The sequence below is a fragment of the Spiroplasma endosymbiont of Lonchoptera lutea genome, from assembly GCF_964019715.1.
GTDB lineage: Bacteria > Bacillota_I > Bacilli_A > Mycoplasmatales > Nriv7 > Nriv7.
Genome location: NZ_OZ026463.1, coordinates 1119199 through 1143708 on the forward strand (window position 1 = coordinate 1119199; position 24510 = coordinate 1143708).

Annotated in this window: 26 protein-coding genes and 1 pseudogene; 19 read left to right on the plus strand and 8 right to left on the minus strand. The window is 25.5% G+C overall.

What is annotated here, in order from left to right; translation table 4 throughout:
* Nucleotides 1-11: 11 nt before the first annotated feature.
* A complete protein-coding gene (locus AACK97_RS06355) occupies nt 12-815 on the minus strand; it encodes an IS3 family transposase (RefSeq protein ID WP_338967470.1) in 804 nt (267 codons plus the stop codon).
* 58 nt (nt 816-873) lie between these two features.
* Between AACK97_RS06355 and AACK97_RS06360 the strand changes: the two genes are divergently transcribed.
* Nucleotides 874-1818 carry an IS30 family transposase gene (locus AACK97_RS06360; protein WP_338967472.1) on the plus strand — a complete coding sequence of 315 codons (945 nt, stop codon included), beginning with the start codon at nt 874-876 and terminating at the stop codon, nt 1816-1818.
* A 92-nt stretch (nt 1819-1910) separates the two neighbouring features.
* Here AACK97_RS06360 and AACK97_RS06365 read toward each other — a convergent pair whose 3' ends face one another.
* The 7 genes and pseudogenes from AACK97_RS06365 to AACK97_RS06395 all read right to left on the minus strand — a co-directional run bounded on the left by AACK97_RS06365 (nt 1911) and on the right by AACK97_RS06395 (nt 9061).
* Nucleotides 1911-2189: a transposase gene (locus AACK97_RS06365; RefSeq protein WP_338966718.1), complete on the minus strand. Its 279-nt coding sequence runs from the start codon at nt 2187-2189 to the stop codon at nt 1911-1913.
* A 77-nt stretch (nt 2190-2266) separates the two neighbouring features.
* Nucleotides 2267-2923 (minus strand): annotated as a pseudogene (locus AACK97_RS06370) (IS30 family transposase); the annotation flags it as partial.
* Between the two features lie 12 nt (nt 2924-2935).
* Nucleotides 2936-3880: an IS30 family transposase gene (locus AACK97_RS06375; protein ID WP_338967477.1), complete on the minus strand. Its 945-nt coding sequence runs from the start codon at nt 3878-3880 to the stop codon at nt 2936-2938.
* A gap of 149 nt (nt 3881-4029) precedes the next feature.
* Nucleotides 4030-4887 (minus strand): IS30 family transposase, encoded by an 858-nt coding sequence (locus tag AACK97_RS06380; protein ID WP_338967479.1) that lies wholly within the window; start codon nt 4885-4887, stop codon nt 4030-4032.
* 296 nt (nt 4888-5183) lie between these two features.
* On the minus strand, nt 5184-7172 hold the full coding sequence (locus AACK97_RS06385; protein WP_338967481.1) for a PTS transporter subunit EIIC: 1989 nt from the start codon (nt 7170-7172) through the stop codon (nt 5184-5186).
* Nucleotides 7173-7340: 168 nt separating this feature from the next.
* Complete coding sequence (locus AACK97_RS06390; protein WP_338967483.1) at nt 7341-8045, minus strand: NTP transferase domain-containing protein; 705 nt, start codon at nt 8043-8045, stop codon at nt 7341-7343.
* 71 nt (nt 8046-8116) lie between these two features.
* Complete coding sequence (locus tag AACK97_RS06395; RefSeq protein ID WP_338967485.1) at nt 8117-9061, minus strand: IS30 family transposase; 945 nt, start codon at nt 9059-9061, stop codon at nt 8117-8119.
* Nucleotides 9062-9298: 237 nt separating this feature from the next.
* Between AACK97_RS06395 and mnmA the strand changes: the two genes are divergently transcribed.
* The 18 genes from mnmA to AACK97_RS06485 all read left to right on the plus strand — a co-directional run bounded on the left by mnmA (nt 9299) and on the right by AACK97_RS06485 (nt 24503).
* Nucleotides 9299-10438, plus strand: coding sequence for a tRNA 2-thiouridine(34) synthase MnmA (mnmA, locus tag AACK97_RS06400; RefSeq protein ID WP_338967488.1), 1140 nt, complete (start codon nt 9299-9301; stop codon nt 10436-10438).
* Nucleotides 10439-10461: 23 nt separating this feature from the next.
* Nucleotides 10462-11433 carry a signal recognition particle-docking protein FtsY gene (gene ftsY, locus AACK97_RS06405; RefSeq protein WP_338967491.1) on the plus strand — a complete coding sequence of 324 codons (972 nt, stop codon included), beginning with the start codon at nt 10462-10464 and terminating at the stop codon, nt 11431-11433.
* A 7-nt stretch (nt 11434-11440) separates the two neighbouring features.
* Entirely contained in the window at nt 11441-11767 is a 327-nt protein-coding gene (gene ylxM / locus AACK97_RS06410) for a YlxM family DNA-binding protein (RefSeq protein ID WP_338967493.1), read from the plus strand.
* 14 nt (nt 11768-11781) lie between these two features.
* Nucleotides 11782-12579, plus strand: coding sequence for a TIGR00282 family metallophosphoesterase (locus AACK97_RS06415; protein ID WP_338967495.1), 798 nt, complete (start codon nt 11782-11784; stop codon nt 12577-12579).
* Between the two features lie 784 nt (nt 12580-13363).
* A complete protein-coding gene (locus tag AACK97_RS06420) occupies nt 13364-13690 on the plus strand; it encodes a hypothetical protein (protein WP_338967498.1) in 327 nt (108 codons plus the stop codon).
* 2 nt (nt 13691-13692) lie between these two features.
* Nucleotides 13693-13914 (plus strand): hypothetical protein, encoded by a 222-nt coding sequence (locus AACK97_RS06425; RefSeq protein ID WP_338967501.1) that lies wholly within the window; start codon nt 13693-13695, stop codon nt 13912-13914.
* Nucleotides 13915-14078: 164 nt separating this feature from the next.
* Nucleotides 14079-14309, plus strand: a complete 231-nt coding sequence (locus AACK97_RS06430; RefSeq protein ID WP_338967363.1) for a hypothetical protein — start codon at nt 14079-14081, stop codon at nt 14307-14309.
* A gap of 165 nt (nt 14310-14474) precedes the next feature.
* On the plus strand, nt 14475-14720 hold the full coding sequence (locus tag AACK97_RS06435; RefSeq protein ID WP_338967504.1) for a hypothetical protein: 246 nt from the start codon (nt 14475-14477) through the stop codon (nt 14718-14720).
* A gap of 24 nt (nt 14721-14744) precedes the next feature.
* Nucleotides 14745-15731, plus strand: a complete 987-nt coding sequence (locus AACK97_RS06440) for a hypothetical protein (RefSeq protein ID WP_338967506.1) — start codon at nt 14745-14747, stop codon at nt 15729-15731.
* Between the two features lie 3 nt (nt 15732-15734).
* Entirely contained in the window at nt 15735-16055 is a 321-nt protein-coding gene (locus AACK97_RS06445; RefSeq protein WP_338967507.1) for a hypothetical protein, read from the plus strand.
* Between the two features lie 2 nt (nt 16056-16057).
* Nucleotides 16058-16306, plus strand: a complete 249-nt coding sequence (locus tag AACK97_RS06450; protein ID WP_215826579.1) for a hypothetical protein — start codon at nt 16058-16060, stop codon at nt 16304-16306.
* Nucleotides 16307-16328: 22 nt separating this feature from the next.
* Nucleotides 16329-16721, plus strand: coding sequence for a hypothetical protein (locus AACK97_RS06455; protein WP_338967508.1), 393 nt, complete (start codon nt 16329-16331; stop codon nt 16719-16721).
* 271 nt (nt 16722-16992) lie between these two features.
* Nucleotides 16993-18879 carry a hypothetical protein gene (locus AACK97_RS06460; RefSeq protein WP_338967510.1) on the plus strand — a complete coding sequence of 629 codons (1887 nt, stop codon included), beginning with the start codon at nt 16993-16995 and terminating at the stop codon, nt 18877-18879.
* A gap of 55 nt (nt 18880-18934) precedes the next feature.
* Nucleotides 18935-19453: a hypothetical protein gene (locus AACK97_RS06465; RefSeq protein WP_338967512.1), complete on the plus strand. Its 519-nt coding sequence runs from the start codon at nt 18935-18937 to the stop codon at nt 19451-19453.
* A 367-nt stretch (nt 19454-19820) separates the two neighbouring features.
* Nucleotides 19821-20765: an IS30 family transposase gene (locus AACK97_RS06470; RefSeq protein WP_338966714.1), complete on the plus strand. Its 945-nt coding sequence runs from the start codon at nt 19821-19823 to the stop codon at nt 20763-20765.
* A gap of 270 nt (nt 20766-21035) precedes the next feature.
* Nucleotides 21036-22310, plus strand: a complete 1275-nt coding sequence (locus AACK97_RS06475; RefSeq protein ID WP_338967514.1) for an Mbov_0401 family ICE element transposase-like protein — start codon at nt 21036-21038, stop codon at nt 22308-22310.
* A 54-nt stretch (nt 22311-22364) separates the two neighbouring features.
* Nucleotides 22365-23476, plus strand: a protein-coding gene (locus AACK97_RS06480) for an IS3 family transposase (RefSeq protein WP_338966745.1) whose coding sequence is annotated in 2 segments (ribosomal slippage) — nt 22365-22608 and nt 22608-23476 — 1113 coding nt in all. Because the reading frame shifts where the segments join, the coding sequence is not laid out codon by codon here.
* 400 nt (nt 23477-23876) lie between these two features.
* Nucleotides 23877-24503, plus strand: coding sequence for a hypothetical protein (locus AACK97_RS06485; protein WP_338967516.1), 627 nt, complete (start codon nt 23877-23879; stop codon nt 24501-24503).
* The last annotated feature ends 7 nt before the right edge of the window (nt 24504-24510 follow it).

Below are 24510 nucleotides of genomic sequence, written 5' to 3' on the forward strand. Positions count from 1 at the left end.
TAGGACACTTTTTATGTAGACTGGTATTTTCTAAATTCAACGGGAGTTAAATAATTTAAACTGCCATGAATTCGAATATTGTTATATCAATTAACAAAATCAAATAGTTCGCATTTTAGTTGTGTTAAGTTTGCAAATTTTTTACCGTTAATAAATTCGGTTTTAAAGGTTTTGTAAGTTGCTTCAGCAACAGCATTATCATATGGGCATCCTTTGGAGCTTAATGATCTTTTAATTTTAAAGGTTATTAAAATTTCATCAATAATTTTATTTTTAAACTCATTACCACGATCAGTATGAAATAAAGTTATTTTATTTAATGGTCGTGTTATCTTGTGAAAAGCTTGTTGAACTAATTCAGCAGTTTTATTTGGTCCAGCACTATAGCCAATTACTTCGCGATTAAACAAGTCAATTAATAAACAAATATAATGTCATTTAGTGCCAACTTGAACATATGTTAAATCACTAACAACAACTTCATTTGGTTTTTTGTCATTAAATTGACGATTTAAAACATTATTAATTTCGTCATTATTAACTGTTTTTTTATGATTACAATATTTTAACTTGGTGTATTTAGAAACCAAATTATTTTTGATCATAATGAATCGGATTTTTCGTCGTGATAAAATGATATTTTTTCTTATTAAAACAGCTTTAATTTTACGAGCACCATAAATCTTGCGACTTTTATTAAATGCACTGATAACTTCTTGTTCATAATTATTAACATCAAACTTGGTGCATTTATTAGTTTGATAATAATATGTTGATTTTAGTAACCTGAAATGTAAAATTATTAAAAAGGACACTTATATAAAAAACAAATTGTGTTAATTCTATAATTAAGAAAAGAAAGGAATTAGCACAATGTATAAGTATCTGACTATTGAATCAATAATAGCAATAAAAGAATATAAAAGTTATGGATTTTCTATTCGTAAAATAGCAAAAGCAATTGATTATAGTAAATCAACTGTACACAGAGTTTGTAAATTATTAAATCAAAACTTATTACCATTAGAAATATTGAATCAAGTTCAAAAAAATAAACAAAATGCAGGTAGAAAATTAATAATTTTAACTTTAACAGAAATTAATACTATCAATCATTTGTTAATTACTAAAAATTATGCTCTTAATATAATTGCTGATTTTTTAAAGAAAAATAAAATAAAAAATATTTCAACAAAAACTTTATATAACATGTTTAAAACAAATCGAATGGGTTTTGATGAAAAAAATTTATTGAGAAAAGGCAAAAATAAACCTCATAAACAAAAAGAAACTAGGGGCAGAATTAATAATTGTAAATCTATTCATGAAAGAAATTTAATCATTCCAAATATTAAAAATATACAAGAATTTGGCCATTTAGAGGTAGATACTATCGTTGGTAAAGATCATAAAAGTTCTATTATTACTTTAGCTGATATATGATCAAAAACCACAATTCCTTTGAAAACTAAAAATCATAAAGCAGAAAGTATTACACAAAGTATAATAAAATTTATTTCAAAATTAATACCAGGAACAATTAAAACTATTACTTTTGATCGTGGTAAAGAATTTAGTAAATGAAAATTAATTGAAAAAAATTGTAATGTTAAAATTTATTTTGCAGATGCCGGAAAACCTTGTCAAAGAGGTTTAAATGAGAACAATAATGGTATTTTAAGAAGATATTTACCAAAATCTACTGATTTATCTTCATATAAACAAAAAGACTTAAATTCTATAGCATTTCAAATTAATTCTACACCCAGAAAATCATTATCTTATAAAAGACCAATAGATTTAATACAATTATTTTAAAAAACTGTCCCATTTATATTTACAATTCAGGAAACCTAAAATCTTACATATTTTCCTCACTGAATATTTATTTTTGTTGTTATTAATTATTGTTATTTTTTCCCGATTATCAGTGCTGCTTGCTTTAAAATGTCATTTTCCATTCGTAATTGTTGGTTTTCTTTTCGCAAGTAAATTAATTCATTTTCTTCGACAGTGCGATTATCTTTTGCTTTAAATGACCCAGAATTATTATAATTTTTAATTCAACTATAAATAGTTGGTTTTGGTAAATTATATTCTTTCCCTAAATTAATAACACTTTTGTCATTTTTGTATAGCATTACAATTTGTTTTTTAAATTCTTCAGAGTATGAGGTTTTATTTCCCATTTTTATATTCCTTCTTTCTTAATAATTTTGAAGTCTATATAATTATGGTCCAACTTATTGTAGCCTATCCAAGTTTTTTAAAATAATTGTATTAAATCTATTGGTCTTTTATAAGATAATGATTTTCTGGGTGTAGAATTAATTTGAAATGCTATAGAATTTAAGTCTTTTTGTTTATATGAAGATAAATCAGTAGATTTTGGTAAATATCTTCTTAAAATACCATTATTGTTCTCATTTAAACCTCTTTGACAAGGTTTTCCGGCATCTACAAAATAAATTTTAACATTACAATTTTTTTCAATTAATTTTCATTTACTAAATTCTTTACCACGATCAAAAGTAATAGTTTTAATTGTTCCTGGTATTAATTTTGAAATAAATTTTATTATACTTTGTGTAATACTTTCTGCTTTATGATTTTTAGTTTTCAAAGGAATTGTGGTTTTTGATCATATATCAGCTAAAGTAATAATAGAACTTTTATGATCTTTACCAACGATAGTATCTCCCTCTAAATGGCCAAATTCTTGTATATTTTTAATATTTGGAATGATTAAATTTCTTTCATGAATAGATTTACAATTATTAATTCTGCCCCTAGTTTCTTTTTGTTTATGAGGTTTATTTTTACCTTTTCTCAATAAATTTTTTTCATCAAAACCCATTCGATTTGTTTTAAACATGTTATATAAAGTTTTTGTTGAAATATTTTTTATTTTGCCAAATTGTAAAGTTAAGTGCAACTAAATTATTTTTCTAACCAAATATTCGATTGGCGAAAGATAATTTAGTATTTTTCTTGGTCTTTGGTTTAAAGACAATATAAATTTATGAACTGCATTTTTAGTAATGTTTGAAAAATTAAATTTTTTAGGAAATTTTTCTCTAATTAAACCATTAGTATTTTCATTAGTACCTCTTTGTCAAGGTGAATATGCATCAGCAAAATAAATTTTCACATTTAAATTTTTTTCAAGTTGTTGTCAATTAGCAAATTCTTTACCCCTATCAAATGTTATAGTCTTAACAAGATTATTTGGAAGAATTGATAAATAATGACTAATATTTTTGTTAATAACTTTAGTAGTTCTATTTTCAACTAATATTGCTAAAGTAAATCTTGATGTTCTTTCAACTAAAGTTATTAAACATGATTTACTTTTACCTCGTGATGATACTACAGTATCACCTTCTCAATGGCCAAGAGTTATGCGATTATTAACATTTCGTTCTTTAATGGATTTACCATTAAATTTACCCCGATTTTCTTGAGATTTTCGTTTCTTACCTTTTCTTCTTAAATTTTTACTAGTAACCTTTTCAAGTAATCCAGAATAAATTCAATTGTAAATTGTTTTAAAACTAATAATTCATTCTTGATGAAAATTTTTAATTCTGCCATAAATTTGTTCAGGCGATCAACCTAATAATAATTTTTGTTGTACATATTTTACTAATTCTCTATTTTTAAATTTATGAAAATAAACATGTAATTGTTTTCTATTTTCTGCTTTATTTTGTGCAATTAATGAAAAATAATGATTATTATCTTTATTTCTATTAACTTCTCGATTAATAGTACTAATACTTCGATTAAGATTTTTAGCTATTTCACTAATTTTTACTTTAAATTTCAATTGATTCTCAATATAAATTCTTTCATCTATGCCAAGATGTTTGTATCCCATATAAAAACTCCTTAAATTTACTTTTTCTAAAATAAACTTAGCATCATGAAATTTTTATATGAAATCTTTTGCAATTTTATTTACTTGCACTTACAAGTATAATTCAGCTTTTATTTTTCCTGAATTGTAAATATAAATGGGACAGTTTTTTAAAATAATTGTATTAAATCTATTGGTCTTTTATAAGATAATGATTTTCTGGGTGTAGAATTAATTTGAAATGCTATAGAATTTAAGTCTTTTTGTTTATATGAAGATAAATCAGTAGATTTTGGTAAATATCTTCTTAAAATACCATTATTGTTCTCATTTAAACCTCTTTGACAAGGTTTACCGGCATCTGCAAAATAAATTTTAACATTACAATTTTTTTCAATTAATTTTCATTTACTAAATTCTTTACCACGATCAAAAGTAATAGTTTTAATTGTTCCTGGTATTAATTTTGAAATAAATTTTATTATACTTTGTGTAATACTTTCTGCTTTATGATTTTTAGTTTTCAAAGGAATTGTGGTTTTTGATCATATATCAGCTAAAGTAATAATAGAACTTTTATGATCTTTACCAACGATAGTATCTCCCTCTAAATGGCCAAATTCTTGTATATTTTTAATATTTGGAATGATTAAATTTCTTTCATCAAAACCCATTCGATTTGTTTTAAACATGTTATATAAAGTTTTTGTTGAAATATTTTTTATTTTATTTTTCTTTAAAAAATCAGCAATTATATCAAGAGCATAATTTTTAGTAATTAACAAATGATTGATAGTATTAATTTCTGTTAAAGTTAAAATTATTAATTTTCTACCTGCATTTTGTTTATTTTTTTGAACTTGATTCAATATTTCTAATGGTAATAAGTTTTGATTTAATAATTTACAAACTCTGTGTACAGTTGATTTACTATAATCAATTGCTTTTGCTATTTTACGAATAGAAAATCCATAACTTTTATATTCTTTTATTGCTATTATTGATTCAATAGTCAGATACTTATACATTGTGCTAATTCCTTTCTTTTCTTAATTATAGAATTAACACAATTTGTTTTTTATATAAGTGTCCTTTTTAATTTTACATTTCAGGATAATAGTACCTAAATTGCTTGTAGCTCCTATTGATAAACTCGAAATAATTAATAACTTAGTTAACTTATCATTCATCATTTAATAATCAATCCTTTCAGCTTCTTTCTCTTATTAAAACATATTAATTTTTAAATTCAACTGAAAAAAGAGTGAATTTAATTTTTTTTAAATTCACTCTTAATTAATTACTATTTACTACTAAATATTTATTACTTTTTACTATTTTCTGCGGAAGAAGAGTGATACAAAATTTCCTTAATTTTATTTTTTCAAATATCTGATTGACCACCAAAAACTACAGCCACTTGCTTCTTACCACTCTTTTTAATAGGCTTAGTACTTAAAATTTCTAATTCGCCAGCATCAACTTTATTCATATCAACGACTTGCACTCGCAATCTTGAAGCACAAGCATCAATATTTTCAATATTTTCTGCTCCGCCCAAAGCAGCTAATATTTTTTCTGCTGTAACAATTCCTTTTCCAGATTTCTTATCTTTAAGTTTTTCTTTTTCATCATTAATAATATTATCTTCTATTGGCGACATATTCTTAGATTGACTTTTTGCTGCTTGATAATCTTTTTTTGTAAATAAATGAATCTGCCCATCAACAGCTTCTCTTCCCGGAATTTTAATATTAAATCGTAAAATCAAGAAATAAAATAAGAAGAAATAAATCGCTGCATAGGCTGCACCAACAATTGGTACAACTCATCAATTAGTTGTTTGACCACTAAAACTTGGAACAATTCCATAAATAATTCAGTCTAATACTCCACCAGAGAAAGTCATTCCAATTTTTACTTGTAAAACATTCATTAACATAAATGATATTCCCGCTAATGGCACATGAATCCCATAAAATAACCACGGGGCCACAAATAAGAAACTAAATTCTAACGGTTCAGTAATTCCTGTTAAGAAACTGGTTAATCCAGCAGAAGCATATACTCCTAATGCTGTATTTCGATTTTCCTTAGGTACCGTCAATGCCATTGCTGCTGCTGCTGCTGGCAATCCAAACATCATAAAGGGAAACTTACCTGCTTGGAATCGCCCTAGTCGTAATCCCCGACCTCACATATCTTGCAATGTTAATTTTCCATCAGCAATAACTGCCATAAATCCTGTTTGGTCACCAACAGCTGTTAAAGTTAATGGATTAGCTACATCCCCAGTACTAGCAAAGTCACTAATCGCTCCACCAGCACCAGATCATCACAATGGTGCATAAAACACATGATGCAATCCAAAAGGAATTAATGATCGTTCAATTAATCCAAAAAATAATGAATCTAATCCCACAGGTAATGTTCCCGATGAACGCCCAAATCAATTAAATGCTGCCCCAACTGGCGGTCATATTAAAATAAAAATAAACGCCAAGGGAATAACAGCAAAGAATACCACAATTGGGACAAATTTTACGCCACTAAAAAAACTAATGTAAGAAGGTAATTCTGTTAGATAAAAGCGATTGTAAAGAAAAGCAACTAACGCCCCAACAATAATTCCTCCAAATACTCCTGAATTTAGTGTTGGTCCAATACCTAAAATTGATGTCGTTAATTTATTATCAACTGCTAAATCACCTTTTCAAAATCATAAATTATAGTTAATCGGCGTTTCACTTGATGATATTACTTGATAAAAAGTATCATCAATTGGTTTTCCGCCCAATGTTCCTCCTAATAATTTACTAAATTCAGCAGTTAATTTTGGTATTAAATCTTTTCCCGTATATAATTCCTTTAATGAAACTACAATCTTCTGATCTTTACCCGCATCATCAACATATGCTAAAACATAGTTATAGTTTATTACCCCTTGATTCATAAAGACAGCAATTACAACAACAAAAATTAGAAAACCAATTAATGCGGTTAAACCTGCAACTCCCGCATCATTAGTAAAAGCAATTGCAACTGAAATTGCAAATAATACTGGTAAATTAGCAAATGGGACATCACCCATCATTTTTAAAAATGTACCAAAAGTTTCTCAGGCTTCTGCATCAGCATTTTTAGCAAGTGTTTCAATTGTTGCTCCAATTCCTAAAAATAATCCCGCAATTGGTAACAACGCAATCGGCAACATAAATGCTTTAGATAATTTTTGAAGAACACCTTGACTTTTTTCTTTAAAGTTACTCCAAAAACTGCCTAAAGACTGTTTAAATCCAAGCTTTGACGACATATAAACCGTTCCTTTTCTATTTAAATTTAAAAATAAATTCTAAAAATTTTTTTATTTTTTAAAATTCAAGCAATAACCTCCACTCTATTTTTAATAACTAAATTAAATATTATTTAGTTAATTTAAGAAATTATTACAATCTCTTTAAACTAAATATATCAATAATAACTATGAAATTTTTATCGTTTTAGCAACTGAAATTTCTAAATCTTCTGGTGTATCAATATCTCATTGGTCATCTTCACTTAATATATAAGGAGCAATAACAATTTTATTTTTTAAAGCACTAGCAATAAGAATATCCACCATTTGATATTGAGAAATCTCATTTTTAGCAAACTTAATTTGCAATTGTTCTCTAATCGCCTTTGCTCATCGTTCATCTAACAATGACCATTCACCTAATAATAGCTTATGCATATTATTACTTTTTTCATAACCAATAATATTATTGTCATTACCTATATTATACACTCAATCAATCTTTTTAGTTACTCGTTTAACGGCACACATAATTGGTTTTGCTGTTAAATTCATAAAAAAATTTCGCCCCATTACCATATCACCACTAATAATAATTGTATTATCTTGTAAGTAATCTTTAACTAAATAACCAGCATAGGCACTAGAACCATTTTCATATTGCGCATTATGAACAAGCTTAACTTGCACATACTTATCAACTAAATATAAAAAATCTTGATGACGATAACCAGTAATAACAATAATTTCATTAACTTTAGCCACTAATAAATTAGTTATTATTTTTTCAATTAAAATTTCACCATTAATATTTAATAATGATTTATGTTGATGATTTAATTTTAATCTTCTGCCAACTCCGGCCGCAAAAATAATCGCTCGCTTAATCATCGTGTTTATCCACTACTTTAGTAACAAAGTTAATAATTTTATTCATTGCCAAATTGTAAAGTTAAGTGCAACTAAATTATTTTTCTAACCAAATATTCGATTGGCGAAAGATAATTTAGTATTTTTCTTGGTCTTTGGTTTAAAGACAATATAAATTTATGAACTGCATTTTTAGTAGTGTTTGAAAAATTAAATTTTTTAGGAAATTTTTCTCTAATTAAACCATTAGTATTTTCATTAGTACCTCTTTGTCAAGGTGAATATGCATCAGCAAAATAAATTTTCACATTTAAATTTTTTTCAAGTTGTTGTCAATTAGCAAATTCTTTATCCCTATCAAATGTTATAGTCTTAACAAGATTATTTGGAAGAATTGATAAATAATGACTAATATTTTTGTTAATAACTTTAGTAGTTCTATTTTCAACTAATATTGCTAAAGTAAATCTTGATGTTCTTTCAACTAAAGTTATTAAACATGATTTACTTTTACCTCGTGATGATACTACAGTATCACCTTCTCAAGGGCCAAGAGTTATGCGATTATTAACATTTCGTTCTTTAATGGATTTACCATTAAATTTACCCCGATTTTCTTGAGATTTTCGTTTCTTACCTTTTCTTCTTAAATTTTTACTAGTAACCTTTTCAAGTAATCCAGAATAAATTCAATTGTAAATTGTTTTAAAACTAATAATTCATTCTTGATGAAAATTTTTAATTCTGCCATAAATTTGTTCAGGCGATCAACCTAATAATAATTTTTGTTGTACATATTTTACTAATTCTCTATTTTTAAATTTATGAAAATAAACATGTAATTGTTTTCTATTTTCTGCTTTATTTTGTGCAATTAATGAAAAATAATGATTATTATCTTTATTTCTATTAACTTCTCGATTAATAGTACTAATACTTCGATTAAGATTTTTAGCTATTTCACTAATTTTTACTTTAAATTTCAATTGATTCTCAATATAAATTCTTTCATCTATGCCAAGATGTTTGTATCCCATATAAAAACTCCTTAAATTTACTTTTTCTAAAATAAACTTAGCATCATGAAATTTTTATATAAAATCTTTTGCAATTTTATTTACTTGCACTTACAAGTATAATTCAGCATCCATTATTATTAGGATTTTTAATTATTTTTTCTTAAAAATACTCCTAAATTAATAAAAAGATGTAATTTATTGCTATTTGTTGTAAAATTAATAGGGAAAGTTAATAAATTTGAGAAGGTGAAATTGATGAAAGGACGAGTTGTTATTGGTATGAGTGGGGGAGTGGATTCTTCCATTGCGGCATATTTATTAAAACAACAAGGATATGATGTTATTGGATTATTTATGCGTAATTGAGATTCATTAGTAAATAATGATATTTTAGGAAATAAATCGATTAACGATGCTATTTGTCCAATGCAAGTTGATTATTTAGATGCTAAAAAAGTTGCTGAACAATTAAATATTGATTTATATCGTATTAATTTTGTTGAGGAATATTGACAATATGTGTTTACTTATTTTTTAGAAGAATATAAAAAAGGACGCACCCCTAATCCTGATATTTTATGTAATAAATATATTAAATTTTCTGCTTTTTTAAATTATGCATTGGAAAAGTTAAATGCTGATTATATTGCTATGGGACATTATGCTAAAGTTAAATATAATGATGAAACAAAAAAATATGAATTATTAAAAGCCAAGGATGAAACAAAAGATCAAACTTATTTTTTATCACAATTAAATCAAGAACAGTTAGCAAAAACTATTTTTCCTTTAGGCGATATTAAAAAAGTGGAAGTTAGGCAATTAGCTAAGAAATTAAATTTAGTAACAGCTAATAAAAAAGATTCAACAGGAATTTGTTTTATTGGTAAAAGGAATTTTAAACAATTTTTACAAAATTATATTCCTGCCCAAGTTGGTAATATTGTTGATATTAAAAGTAATAAAGTTATTGGGACGCATCAAGGGATTATGTATTATACGATTGGTCAAAGAAAGGGCATTGATTTATCAGGAATGAATAATCGTTATTTTGTTGTTGGTAAAGATTATCATCAAAAAATTCTTTTTGTTGCTAGTGGCAGTGATAAGGAATGATTATGAGCTAATGGTTGTTTAGTTACTGATGTTAACTGAATTAATAATTCTTTACCATTATTAAATTTACCGATTACAGCAAAGTTTCGTTATCAACAAATTTCTTATGATGTCAAATTATTATTATTAGATAATAATTGTGTTAATGTTGTTATTGCAAATAAGGTAAGAGCTCTTACTCCAGGGCAAGTTGCAGTATTTTATCAAGGTGATGTTTGTTTAGGTAGTGGAGTAATTGATCAAGTATTTAATGATGATAAATTATTAAATTATTTATAAGTTATGCATATTAGGAGGAATTAATGTTAAAAAAATTAAAAGATAAAATTTTATCTAAAAGCTCTTTAAAATATGAAAAAGGGTTGAATAAATCCCGAAAATCCTTTTTACAAAAATTACAGATTTTAGTTACTAAGCATCGTGTTATTGATGAAACATATTTTGAAGAATTAGAAAATACATTAATTTTAGCTGATGTTGGCGTTAAAATGGCATTGCAAATTGTTAATGAAATTAAAAATGAAGTTAGAATTAATAATATTAAGGATCCTGAAATAATTAATGAACTTATTATTGATAAGATGTTTGCTATTTATGCTAGTAATTCGTTTATTACAACGACTTTAAATGTTTTGGATAATCAATTAAATGTTATTTTGGTTGTTGGTGTTAATGGTGCTGGTAAAACAACATCAATTGCTAAATTAGCTTATTTGCTATTACAACAAAATAAAAAAGTTTTATTAGTAGCAGGGGATACTTTTAGAGCTGGTGCTGTTGAACAATTATCGCAATGAGCAAAACGCTTGCAAGTGCCAATTGTGGTGCCTAGTAAAGAACAACAAGATCCTGCTAGTGTTATTTATACGGGTATTAAAAAAGGTCAAGAATTAGAAGTTGATGTTGTTCTTTGTGATAGTGCGGGCAGGTTACAAACTAAAACTAATTTAATGAATGAATTAAATAAAATATATAAAGTTATTCAAAAGGTAATCATTGATGCCCCCCATGAAACATTATTAGTAGTTGATGCCACAACGGGACAAAATGGCATTTCCCAAGCACAAAATTTTACCGAGGTAGCCCCAGTTACGGGAATTATTTTAACCAAGATGGATGGTTCTTCTAAGGGAGGAATTATTTTAGCGATTAAAGAAAGTTTAAATATTCCTGTAAAATATATTGGTCTTGGTGAAAAACTTGATGACTTGGAAGAATTTGATTTAGAACAATATATTCAAGGATTAACAACAAAAGAAGTTACTAGTAGATAGGATAAGGATGAAAATGTGAGATATTAGTAAGACTAATGAATTAAATTTATTATATGATTTATATAGTAAGTTATTAACACCGAAACAGCAAAAATACTTTTCGCTTTATTTAATGGAAAATTTTTCATTACAAGAGATTGCTAATGAATTAAATGTTTCGCGTAGTGCTGTTCACGATGCGATTAGTAAGATAATTAATATCCTAAATACTTATGAAGAAAAGATGCAGTTATTAGCAAAAGATATTCGTCGAAAAACATTATATGCATATTATGAAAATGAAACGGAAGCAAATGTGGAAATGTTAATTGCTGAGTTAAGAAAAATTGATTAGAAAGAAGGAAAAATATGAATATTTTAGTTATTGGTGATATTTATGGTCAAGTTGGTCGTAGTATTTTAGAAGAATATTTAGCATCATTAAGAAAAGATTATCAAATTGATTTTGTCATTGTTAATGGAGAAAATATTAGTCATGGAAAATCAATGATTAAAGAGCATTATAATTTTTTAAAGCGAATTAAGGTTGATGTGATTACGGGTGGTAATCATACATTTGATAAGCCGGATATGTTAGATTTAATCATTGATAATGATGATATTTTACGACCATTAAATAGTAATCCTTACCATTCTGGTAAAGGTTCTTCAATATTTACTGTTAAAGATAAGAAAATTCGCGTTACCAATTTAATTGGTAATGCTTTTATGGGTTCATCACAAAATGCATATTTTGAAATGGATACGCTCTTAAAAGAAGATGACAGTGATATTCACTTAGTTGATTGTCATGCTGAAGCAAGTGCTGAAAAAATTGCTTTAGCTTGAAATTATGATGGTAAGATTACAGCATTATGAGGAACGCATACGCATGTACAAACTAATGATGCGAGAATTTTGCCAAAACGAACAGGATTTATTACTGATATTGGAATGACGGGAGCTTATTATTCAATTATTGGTGCTAATCCAACGGAAGTTATTTATCGTCAGAAAAATAATTTGCCAATTAAATTTAAACCAGCAATTGGTAAGGGGCAAATTAATGGTATTGTTTTATTTATTGATGATATTACTAATAAAGTTATAAAAATTGAAAATATTAATATTAATCCACACAAAGAATATCCTAAGGTTATTAAATAATTATGATTTTTATTAATTTTTTACGAAATTATTGAATGTGATTTTTACTAGCATTTATCGTTGTTTTTGTTTTATATTTTATTTTCCGTCGAATTTATAATTTATTAAGAATTAGTGTTAGCGAAGTTTTATCAATTCAAAAACCCGAAATTAGAAAGCATTCATTAATAATGAGCGATTGCTTTTCCTTGTCGGTTAATTATCAAGTTGATATTAATAAAAACAAATTAATTATTTTTGTTCATGACTTTTTCAATAATAAAGCTGATTTTAAGGGGCGCGTAAAGTTTTGTTAGGTAGGAAAATATTTGAATAAGTATTAAGACAGTCAGCAATGATTGTCTTTTTATTTTATAAGATGTTAAAATTTGTTCTTTAAAAATTAAATACAAGTGAGTTAATAATGTTGGTATGTATTAAAAGCACGATAAATTGTGGGTGGTCGCCATAACCAAAAGAAGTTTACCAGTTAATAGATAACATCCTATTAGCTATAGCAATTTGTTTCGTTTTGCAATAAAAAAATGAATGGGTGGATTTCCTAAAAATATACACGCTATTAAATTAGTTCCAAGGGTAGGATGCGGACATTAAAGTGTAGAAATTTCTATATAAGGGTATACTATGTTTAAAATTATTAAAATCTTTATCTAATTAAAAAACAAAATTTAATAACAAAGCTTGTTAAACACTTAAATCTGCGATATATAAGTGTTTAAAAAACTAAGTTAACTAAAAACTTAGTTAATATAACTTAGTTTATTCATAAGAAAGGTAATTTACTATGAAAAACATTGAAAACATTTTCTTAAATACTAAAAAATATCTCTTAAAAGAAACACAAAACGCAATTTTAATTAAAGCACCAAAAATTCCGTGATTTAATAAACAAATCGGTATTTGGTTTCCAAAACGATTTGTTTATAAAGGGAAATATGAGAATTCAATTTGCATTGGAATAATAAAAGATAGTAAATATCAAGTAATTTCAATTAATCAACAAGAGCAAGAAACGAAGTTAATTAAAGGCCAAGATTTATTAGGCTTCTTCATTGCCGAAAAAGAAAATAACAAAAAAGATATAAATTATAACTATTTTAAAGGAGCTTAAAAATGAATATTGCGATTGGACTAATATTTATTATCATTTACATAATGCTATTGGCATATTTTGCTTATAAAATTTATGCCAAAATAAAAATGCGAATTAAATATAAAAATGCCATTAAAAGTAATACTGGTAATTTTACAAAAGACGAAAAAGTGTTTATTGCTCGATTTGAAGAATGAGTTAAAACCCCTAATTCAAAAGAAAATAATGCGGATAAAAAATAATGTTTTGAGAAATTATTATGGAATTTTTAAAACTGTTTGTTCCGATAGAAAAAATGCCTGCACAAGTTGCGTTTATTGCCGGATTAATTATTATCATTACTTTTCTTTTCGCATTAATTTCAATTATATATTTACCAATAAAAATGATTTTTGGGAGATAAAAAATGACAATAAACTTAAAAGAATTTGATTGAGAACAAATCAAACAAACTTTCTGAGATTTATTTATTCAAATTACAACTATTCCGGCTCATATTAGTGGTGGTAAAGAAATTGATTTAACTCAAGAAACACTTTGACTTTTAATAGCAAACATTGCTTTTTGATTCTTAACAGCGATTATGGTCTGATTTATTCTCATGTTACTTTGAAAAACCATATCAGTATTTAGATAGAGGCAAAATTAATGTCAAGAAGTTACATTGTGATGCATTCCCAAAGAAATTCAAAATTAATTAGAAAAAAATATAACCGCGTTAAGGCTAATCGCGGGTTTAACAAATTTAAGAAAAACTTTGAATATAAATGATGAATGTTTTAAAAAGAAAGGGGGTGATTATATGATTGGAACTTTCTTGGCTGATGCACCAGCAACGGTAGAAAAAATAACAGCTAGTGATGCGATGACTAAATTGTGAAATGCAATTATAACGGCGTTTACTAAAATGTGAGAAATTATTGCTGTTAATATGCCACAAGTCGGTAACTTCTTTGCTGACTACTGAATATTCATTTTTCCATTTATTTTGGCAATATTCTTTATTTGCTTTAAAATGTTTGAAAAATTACTTGGAGCGGTGCGCTAACAAAAAAATAAAGTGAGGTGCAAGATGAAATTTTGCAAATGAATAATAGAAAAAAATAACCATTTTATTGAATTGAATCGCACCTCATTTTTAATTTTATGACATTGAGGAGCAATTTGATATATTTACAACGGTTATTTTAAAAACATTGTGAGCTATTTATTTTTAGCAGGTTGTATTTTAATTTTTCTTTTTAAAATCGGTAATTTAACACAAATTAACAAAGTTATTAACTTCTTAAAAAACTCACCATTAAATATTGTGATTGGTTCATTAGGAACTGGAAAAACCGCTTTTCTAGTGTATGCCTCAAAATTACTAAAAAAGAAAAAATATCATATCGCATCAACATTTCCATTACTAGAAACTCAAAAATTAAGTTTAGGTCATATGGGATTATTAGATTTTGATTATCCGGTATTACCAGACAAAACCTTACTTTTATGAGATGAAACCAATTTATTTCTTGAAGGTACTGATTGAGAAAAAAATAATACCAAAAACGAAGAAACCGGTATCCAAGAATATTTTGCTCTGGCACGCCATTTTGGTCATATTGTGTTAGCTAGCGGTCAAAGAGATAAACATATTTGAGTTAAAGTTCGTGATATTGCCAATAATGTGATTGTGGGCATTCGTAAAAAACCCGTTAATATTTTTCGCCCCTACTTAAAAGTCATCTATGGTACCTTTACGAGCATTGAAGAATATGAACGCTGACGAAACACCTTAATTGATGCTAAAAATAGCAAAAGGGGTCGTCGCATTAAATATCGCGATATTCCTGAACTTGATATTTATTTTTTTAAACTAAAAATTCCTCTACCCATACTTAACACTTACAATTCTTTTTACCTAGTATTTTTAAGAGATTATTTAAATTCAAAAGTAAATCCCGACTATGAAGACAAATACTATACTGACACAGCAATTGATTTAGAAGATTTAGAATACTTAAAAATGGATAAATTTAGCAAATTTTTAAGAAAAATGAAAGAAAAGGAACAATAAAAAATGGAAAATCTCGCAAAAATGGCCGACTTTCTAGCTCAAATGCTTTATAAAGTTTTTGACTTAATTTGAAGTTTAGAGGTGCCAGGAACGAATATTCAACTAATATTTCCTTTATTCTTAACGCTGGCTGTAGAATTTCTTATGGCAATTATTCTAGGTTTTGGTAGTCAACAAGTTAATTTAGAAAAACAACGCCAATATGCCATTAAAAATAGTAGTCGTTTAAGTGCGTGAGGAAAAGTTAAAAAACAAATACAACCAATAAATCCAAATAAAATTAATTGAAAACAAAAAAATAAAAAAATAAAACAAGGTAACTAACAATGTTTAAACTAATTATTATTTTTATCTTAATAACTGTTCTTGGATTATTGGCTGGTAGTCATTTTGAAACTTTAACGAACTATATTAGCGAGGGGCTTGCCAATTTCCAAAAATTTATTACTAGCAATTTAACAATTTTAGAACTATTTAAACCAATGGCTCGGACATTTTCGCAACACCCAATTTTTACCATTCTTGGTGTCACTTGTGTACTTATTGCTTTATTTATTGTGATTAAAGGACGATAAAAAATATGAAAGGAAAATAAAAATGAAAAAACTTTTAGGCAAATTATTTAAAAAAGATAATTCAAAAGAAAAATTGCTATTAAAAATAAGAATTAAAAATTCTTTTAAAAAGCAATGGTTAAAAATAGCATTGAGTATCATTTTTATCTTTATAAGCTTATTAATTTGTGCATTAACAGCAATCGATACTAAATGAATAACTGGAACAAGTGATGAATTTAATAATTTTATGAATAAAGAAATGGTTGGTTTCTTTGGCAAATTTAATAGTGGCATTATGCTGGCAGGAATATTTGTTTTTTGATGAGGCGGAGCAATATATTTTGCAATTAAATTTGAAAAATTAATCCGCTTGATTATTCAGAAAGTTAAAGCAAAAAGAGCCTTAAAAAATGAAACTAAACAAGTTAATTAATTTTTTAAAAAGATATTGATGAATAATAATTAATTACATTATATTCATATCTTTAAGTATACTTTTATTGTTACATACAGATATTGAAAATTTGCAACAATTTATTAAAAATTTTGGAGCAATTGGTAGGTTAATGATTATAGGTTATTCCTTAGTATGAGTGACCATAACAGAAATAGTAAACTGTTTAATTCGTTTTATATTAAAAAAGATCAAAGCTAAAAGAATAATGAAAAATAAAATATTTTAAAAAGGAGTGATAAAAATGTTTATGAAAATATTTACTGTGCTAATTATTGGTTTCAATAACATTTTTACTATTCCCCAAAAAATTAACAACGATGAAGTGACAACACATTCACTGATTAGAAATAAAAGAGAAAGTAATAAAGTTTATGATTTTGAAATTAGAAACTTAGAAAAAATAAGATTTTTAACAGAAAGGCAAGACCATGACCTTTTAAAAGTTGAGATAAGAACAGAAGAAAATATAAATGCAAATATAGATAAACAATTACCAAATTTAAAAAATGTAAAAATTTTTAGTTTAGAGTTTAATGCAGAGCTTGTAAATAACATAATTAAACAAAAAGACTTTCAAAAAATAACAAATACTTATGGAAAAAAAATAGATACTTCGGGTTTAAATTTTTATACCTGAATGATTAATATACCCAATAAAACAATTAAAATTAAAGCACAAGGAACAGAATTACTAACTTTTGAACATGATGATACTAACAATTATAGATTAAATAAAACAAATAATTTTGAAATTGAAATTGAAAAAGATACTACTGATATTGAATTACCAACAACAAACACCAAATTTGATGGCAACCATAACTATAACGATGTTGTTGATAATCTTGATTACTTAATGATTCACCGTGGTGATTTTGATAAATTTAATTACTCTTATCTTTATTGAACACCAGTATTTAATTTCATTGACACCTTAGAAAAAGGTTATTATAAAGAATTTACCATTAAAAACCACGGTTTTAAATCAGAAAGTTATTTCTATCACAAAAATTCTACTAGTGAAGAAAAAATAAATAAAAATATATTAAAAATTAAAGCCTTTAATAAAACTCTAATCGCAGGTAATAACTATTTGCAATTATTACATGGTGAAAGTGAAATCTGAAAATATGACACAGCGAATGCCAACGATTATTATCTAATTAAGTACCTTTTTGGAACTTTAAATTATCTTAATGTTAAATTTAGTTTTCTGCGTTATGACCCTGAATTAAAAAACGACATTTACCTTTATTTTAAAAACAACATTCCTAATATTAACAACAGCGATTACAAAAATGTTTTTGACGAAATCTACGAAATCCTTGGCAACTTTTTTGCTAGTTTATTTTACGCCACTTTTGACATGGGCGAAAAAACTCATACCGAAATTGATTTTAAAGGCGTAGACAATTATAACAAAGATTACTTTATTCAAATTGGGTTCTTTTATCGTTCGTTAATTACCTTTTATCCCAAAAAATATTTAATTAATGTTACTGGTAATTCAGAATTATTATTAAGAAGTTATTTTTTTACTTTTGATAAAAAAACGCACCAAGAAAATTATAATGCCATTAAAAACAACAATAGCATTTATCAAATTAATTTTAATGTCCTTAAATCCTATGATAATAAATTGATTATCTTGCCGGCCAACAAACTCGCTAATAGTATTAATTACCTCAATACCGATATTGATATTCGCTACGGTATTAATATTTTTACCTTAACCTTTCCACTTTATCACAAAGGCAACATCTCTAATTACAATTTTAAAATTTATGACTTTAATGTCTTAAATTCCACAACCTTTATTCCTGATGGTTCCACCAACTCAGAATGAGATGACTTAATTCCGCCAGCAAATTGCAAGTATTCTGGACGATGAATACCAACTTTTAATGATATTGGATGTGCCATTCAAAATGCTGGTATCAAAATGATTAACTGAATTCTTACTGCTTCACAAATTATTACCATTTTAAGACCGTTAGCAATTATTGCAAAAGCAACAGTTAACTTTTCAACTGCTATTTTTCCAGTTTTTAAAACGGTACCAGCTTTTTACTATACATTTCAATTTTTAATCGGTTTTGCCATTTTTCTAATGATATTAAGGATTTTCCTGTAATATATATATATATATATATATATTGAAAAAATAAAGCAATAAAGGAATTAAAATAATGAAAATTTTAAATATAATAACTCTTTTGACATTAACAATATTACCAATAGTTAGCTGTTCTAAAAAAGCAAATGAACCAGTAGAACAAAAAAATAAAGATAACGAAAACAAAGTTTATGATTTTGAAATTAGAAACTTAGAAAAAATAAGATTTTTAACAGAAAGGCAAGACCATGACCTTTTAAAAGTTGAGATAAGAACAGAAGAAAATATAAATGCAAATATAGATAAACAATTACCAAATTTAAAAAATGTAAAAATTTTTAGTTTAGAGTTTAATGCAGAGCTTGTAAATAACATAATTAAACAAAAAGACTTTCGAAAAATAACAAATACTTATGGAAAAAAAATAGATACTTCGGGTTTAAATTTTTATACCTGAATGATTAATATACCCAATAAAACAATTAAAATTAAAGCACAAGGAACAGAATTACTAACTTTTGAACATGATGATACTAACAATTATAGATTAAATAAAACAAATAATTTTGAAATTGAAATTGAAAATCCGTAATAACTAAATTTAAACACCGTTAAAATTATTAGTCAAAGAAAGGTTAGTTTTTTATGATGATAATATCCTCAAAAAAATAAACAACTTTTTCATTTTTTCTATTTTAACAAAATAAAACCAGTAATTTTAATTAATTACTGGTTTGAATATTTTTCTTATTTTATCATAATAAATTTAAACTTGGTGTTCTTGTTCCAATTAAAGTAATTATTAATTTGTCCAAAAAAAATATTGATAAAATCTCCTCCAAAACTTGTTGGTAGTCTGGGAAAGCTTAGGTTTCCTGAAATGTAAAATTAAAAAGGACACTTATATAAAAAACAAATTGTGTTAATTCTATAATTAAGAAAAGAAAGGAATTAGCACAATGTATAAGTATCTGACTATTGAATCAATAATAGCAATAAAAGAATATAAAAGTTATGGATTTTCTATTCGTAAAATAGCAAAAGCAATTGATTATAGTAAATCAACTGTACACAGAGTTTGTAAATTATTAAATCAAAACTTATTACCATTAGAAATATTGAATCAAGTTCAAAAAAATAAACAAAATGCAGGTAGAAAATTAATAATTTTAACTTTAACAGAAATTAATACTATCAATCATTTGTTAATTACTAAAAATTATGCTCTTGATATAATTGCTGATTTTTTAAAGAAAAATAAAATAAAAAATATTTCAACAAAAACTTTATATAACATGTTTAAAACAAATCGAATGGGTTTTGATGAAAAAAATTTATTGAGAAAAGGCAAAAATAAACCTCATAAACAAAAAGAAACTAGGGGCAGAATTAATAATTGTAAATCTATTCATGAAAGAAATTTAATCATTCCAAATATTAAAAATATACAAGAATTTGGCCATTTAGAGGGAGATACTATCGTTGGTAAAGATCATAAAAGTTCTATTATTACTTTAGCTGATATATGATCAAAAACCACAATTCCTTTGAAAACTAAAAATCATAAAGCAGAAAGTATTACACAAAGTATAATAAAATTTATTTCAAAATTAATACCAGGAACAATTAAAACTATTACTTTTGATCGTGGTAAAGAATTTAGTAAATGAAAATTAATTGAAAAAAATTGTAATGTTAAAATTTATTTTGCAGATGCCGGAAAACCTTGTCAAAGAGGTTTAAATGAGAACAATAATGGTATTTTAAGAAGATATTTACCAAAATCTACTGATTTATCTTCATATAAACAAAAAGACTTAAATTCTATAGCATTTCAAATTAATTCTACACCCAGAAAATCATTATCTTATAAAAGACCAATAGATTTAATACAATTATTTTAAAAAACTGTCCCATTTATATTTACAATTCAGGTATTAATTAAATCCCTTTCGTGAATTTTTACTAATTAATAAAATTTACCAAGTAATCAGCGCCCTTTCTTAAGTTTGTAAAGTTTATATTAATACAAATTAATTATAAACAATTAAATAAGAATTTCTATAATTTTTTCAGGATATTAAATACTAATTCTAAAAAACATTTTTCATTAAAGAAAAAATAGGCTAACCAAACTTTATTAAAATTACTATCAAGAAGAAAGGTAATTTATTATGCTAAAAATTAATAATAATGTAAAAAACTCAGAAAACAAGCATTGATTTAGTTTATTTACAACCCATAAAAATATGTACACTAATAAATGCGAACAATTAGCTAATGAATATGAAAAATTAGATGAATACTTATATAAATATCATTATCGGTTTAAACAAGGTTATAAAATAGTTCATTTTGCACCAAGAACAATTATTACAATTTTTGGTGATGTCACTTTTAAACGACGTCGATATAAATATTGAAATCAAAAATCAGGTAAATTTGAATATGTATGTTTATTAGATAAAGAAATTGGTTTATTGCCCAAACAACGTATTTATTTTGATGTCCAATTTAAAGTTTTAAGTCTTCTGGGCGATGGCAAACGGTATCGCGATGTTTTAGATGCTCTAAATCATTGTTATATTTCAAAAGCTAGTATTTCAAATATTTTAAATAAATATGATATTGCTGAATATTTTCAACTCGCAGAAAAAGAAACTAAAACTAGAATTGATGTCAAAAATCAGGATTTATACATACAACTAGATGAGACATTTTTAGCGACATTAGATCATAAAGTTAAACAAGACCAAAGAATTCGTTTAGTTACTTTTCATACCGGACATAAAGAAAAAAATTACAAAAACGCTCGTAGAGCGTTAGAAAATAAACGGGGTCATTTTCTAATGTTAAAAGTTGGTAAAAGAATAAATACGATGGATTATCGTGATTTATTAATTAGAGAATTACAAAAATATTATGTGAATATTAATTATGACAGAATAATTGTTTGTGGTGATGGGGATACTTGAATTAGAGAAATTGCTAATAGTTTTGGTAATGTTAGATATATTTTGGACGGGTACCACGCTATTAAAAAATTAAAACAAACAGCATTTAATATTATTTTTGAAAATCGCAAAGTAACACTAAATAGTTGAATTGAATTATATAAGGATGGAAATCATCAAGAATTAATCAGAATCATTCGTAACGTTGCTAAAAATGAATTAAATAAAGATATTAAAACAAAGTTAAGGAAAGCTAGTAATTATTTCAGTAATAATAAGCACGGCATTCATCATCAAAATTTAGAATGAAATATCGGTTGTAGCATTGAAAGTGATATATCGCATTTAGTAAAGCAACAATTAGGATATGGGGCAAAAATATATAATCATAAGAATTTAAATAACTTATTACATTTAAGAATGACGAATTTAAACAAATTAAATGTATTACATTACATTAATGAAAATATTAATTCAGTGGATAGGCTACAATAAGTTGGACCATAATTATATAGACTTCAAAATTATTAAGAAAGAAGGAATATAAAAATGGGAAATAAAACCTCATACTCTGAAGAATTTAAAAAACAAATTGTAATGCTATACAAAAATGACAAAAGTGTTATTAATTTAGGGAAAGAATATAATTTACCAAAACCAACTATTTATAGTTGAATTAAAAATTATAATAATTCTGGGTCATTTAAAGCAAAAGATAATCGCACTGTCGAAGAAAATGAATTAATTTACTTGCGAAAAGAAAACCAACAATTACGAATGGAAAATGACATTTTAAAGCAAGCAGCACTGATAATCGGGAAAAAATAACAATAATTAATAACAACAAAAATAAATATTCAGTGAGGAAAATATGTAAGATTTTAGGTTTACTAAAATCAACATATTATTATCAAACTAATAAATGCACCAAGTTTGATGTTAATAATTATGAACAAGAAGTTATCAGTGCATTTAATAAAAGTCGCAAGATTTATGGTGCTCGTAAAATTAAAGCTGTTTTAATAAGAAAAAATATCATTTTATCACGACGAAAAATCCGATTCATTATGATCAAAAATAATTTGGTTTCTAAATACACCAAGTTAAAATATTGTAATCATAAAAAAACAGTTAATAATGACGAAATTAATAATGTTTTAAATCGTCAATTTAATGACAAAAAACCAAATGAAGTTGTTGTTAGTGATTTAACATATGTTCAAGTTGGCACTAAATGACATTATATTTGTTTATTAATTGACTTGTTTAATCGCGAAGTAATTGGCTATAGTGCTGGACCAAATAAAACTGCTGAATTAGTTCAACAAGCTTTTCACAAGATAACACGACCATTAAATAAAATAACTTTATTTCATACTGATCGTGGTAATGAGTTTAAAAATAAAATTATTGATGAAATTTTAATAACCTTTAAAATTAAAAGATCATTAAGCTCCAAAGGATGCCCATATGATAATGCTGTTGCTGAAGCAACCTACAAAACCTTTAAAACCGAATTTATTAACGGTAAAAAATTTGCAAACTTAACACAACTAAAATGCGAACTATTTGATTTTGTTAATTGATATAACAATATTCGAATTCATGGCAGTTTAAATTATTTAACTCCCGTTGAATTTAGAAAATACCAGTCTACATAAAAAGTGTCCTAAAAAGGGTTGCCAATCCACAGAAATAGAAATCAGAAAAGAAATATATAAAAAGTCATTATGAAATAAATATAATAATAAAAATGATGATAGTTGAATTAATTATAATAAAGGTAATGCTATAACAAATAAATATAATAGATTTAAGTAAGCAAAAATATTAGTTAAAATTTAATAAAATTAATAATTTTTCATTGTGTAAAAATTCAATAATATGATAAAATGGTAATGAATAAAAATGACAACAACAAGAAAGGCAGGGTTAGTTTAGTAATTAAATAATATAATTAGCTGATTGTTTTACTTCTTCAAAGCAATACCTAAGAAAACTAAACGCGACCATTTTAAGTTTTATATTGATTATTTTCAAAAAATTGGGTATAATTTTTTAGTGTTTGATTTACGATATCATCATAATGAAATCGCTAATAAAAAAGTAACATTAGGAAGTAATATTAAAGATTTAGTAACAATTATTAATTTATTTAATAGCAAATATCCTCATCAACAAATTTATTTGCTTGGACAGGGATTAGGTGCTAATATTATATCTTGTCTTAGTAATAAAGTATCGGTTACTGGGATAATATTATTGAATATAATTAGTAATCCTAATTATCTTGATAGTGATTTGAAAACAAAATTTATTTCGTTGTATGGTTTTTGATTTGATCGTAATGTTAAATTACCAGTTGTTTTGGTGGAGAAATTAATTAGTAAGAATAAAACTTATCAGTTACAAATTAAGAAATATTTTGAAAATAAGCCGTTTTTATTATGATATCGGTTACAAATGAACTCTTTAATTAATAAATCGTATTGAAAACTTAAAAATTCAAATAAAAAAGTTTTATTATTACAAAGTAATAATCATCCGTTTAGTAATCAAAAAAAAATTAAAAAGTTAATGGGGGCTCATTTACTATATTTCATTGATGATGCGCATGATTTACTATGAAGTAAAAACTATGAGCAATATTGTAAAATGATTCATCAATGAATTGAGAATAGTAGTTAATGTTTAA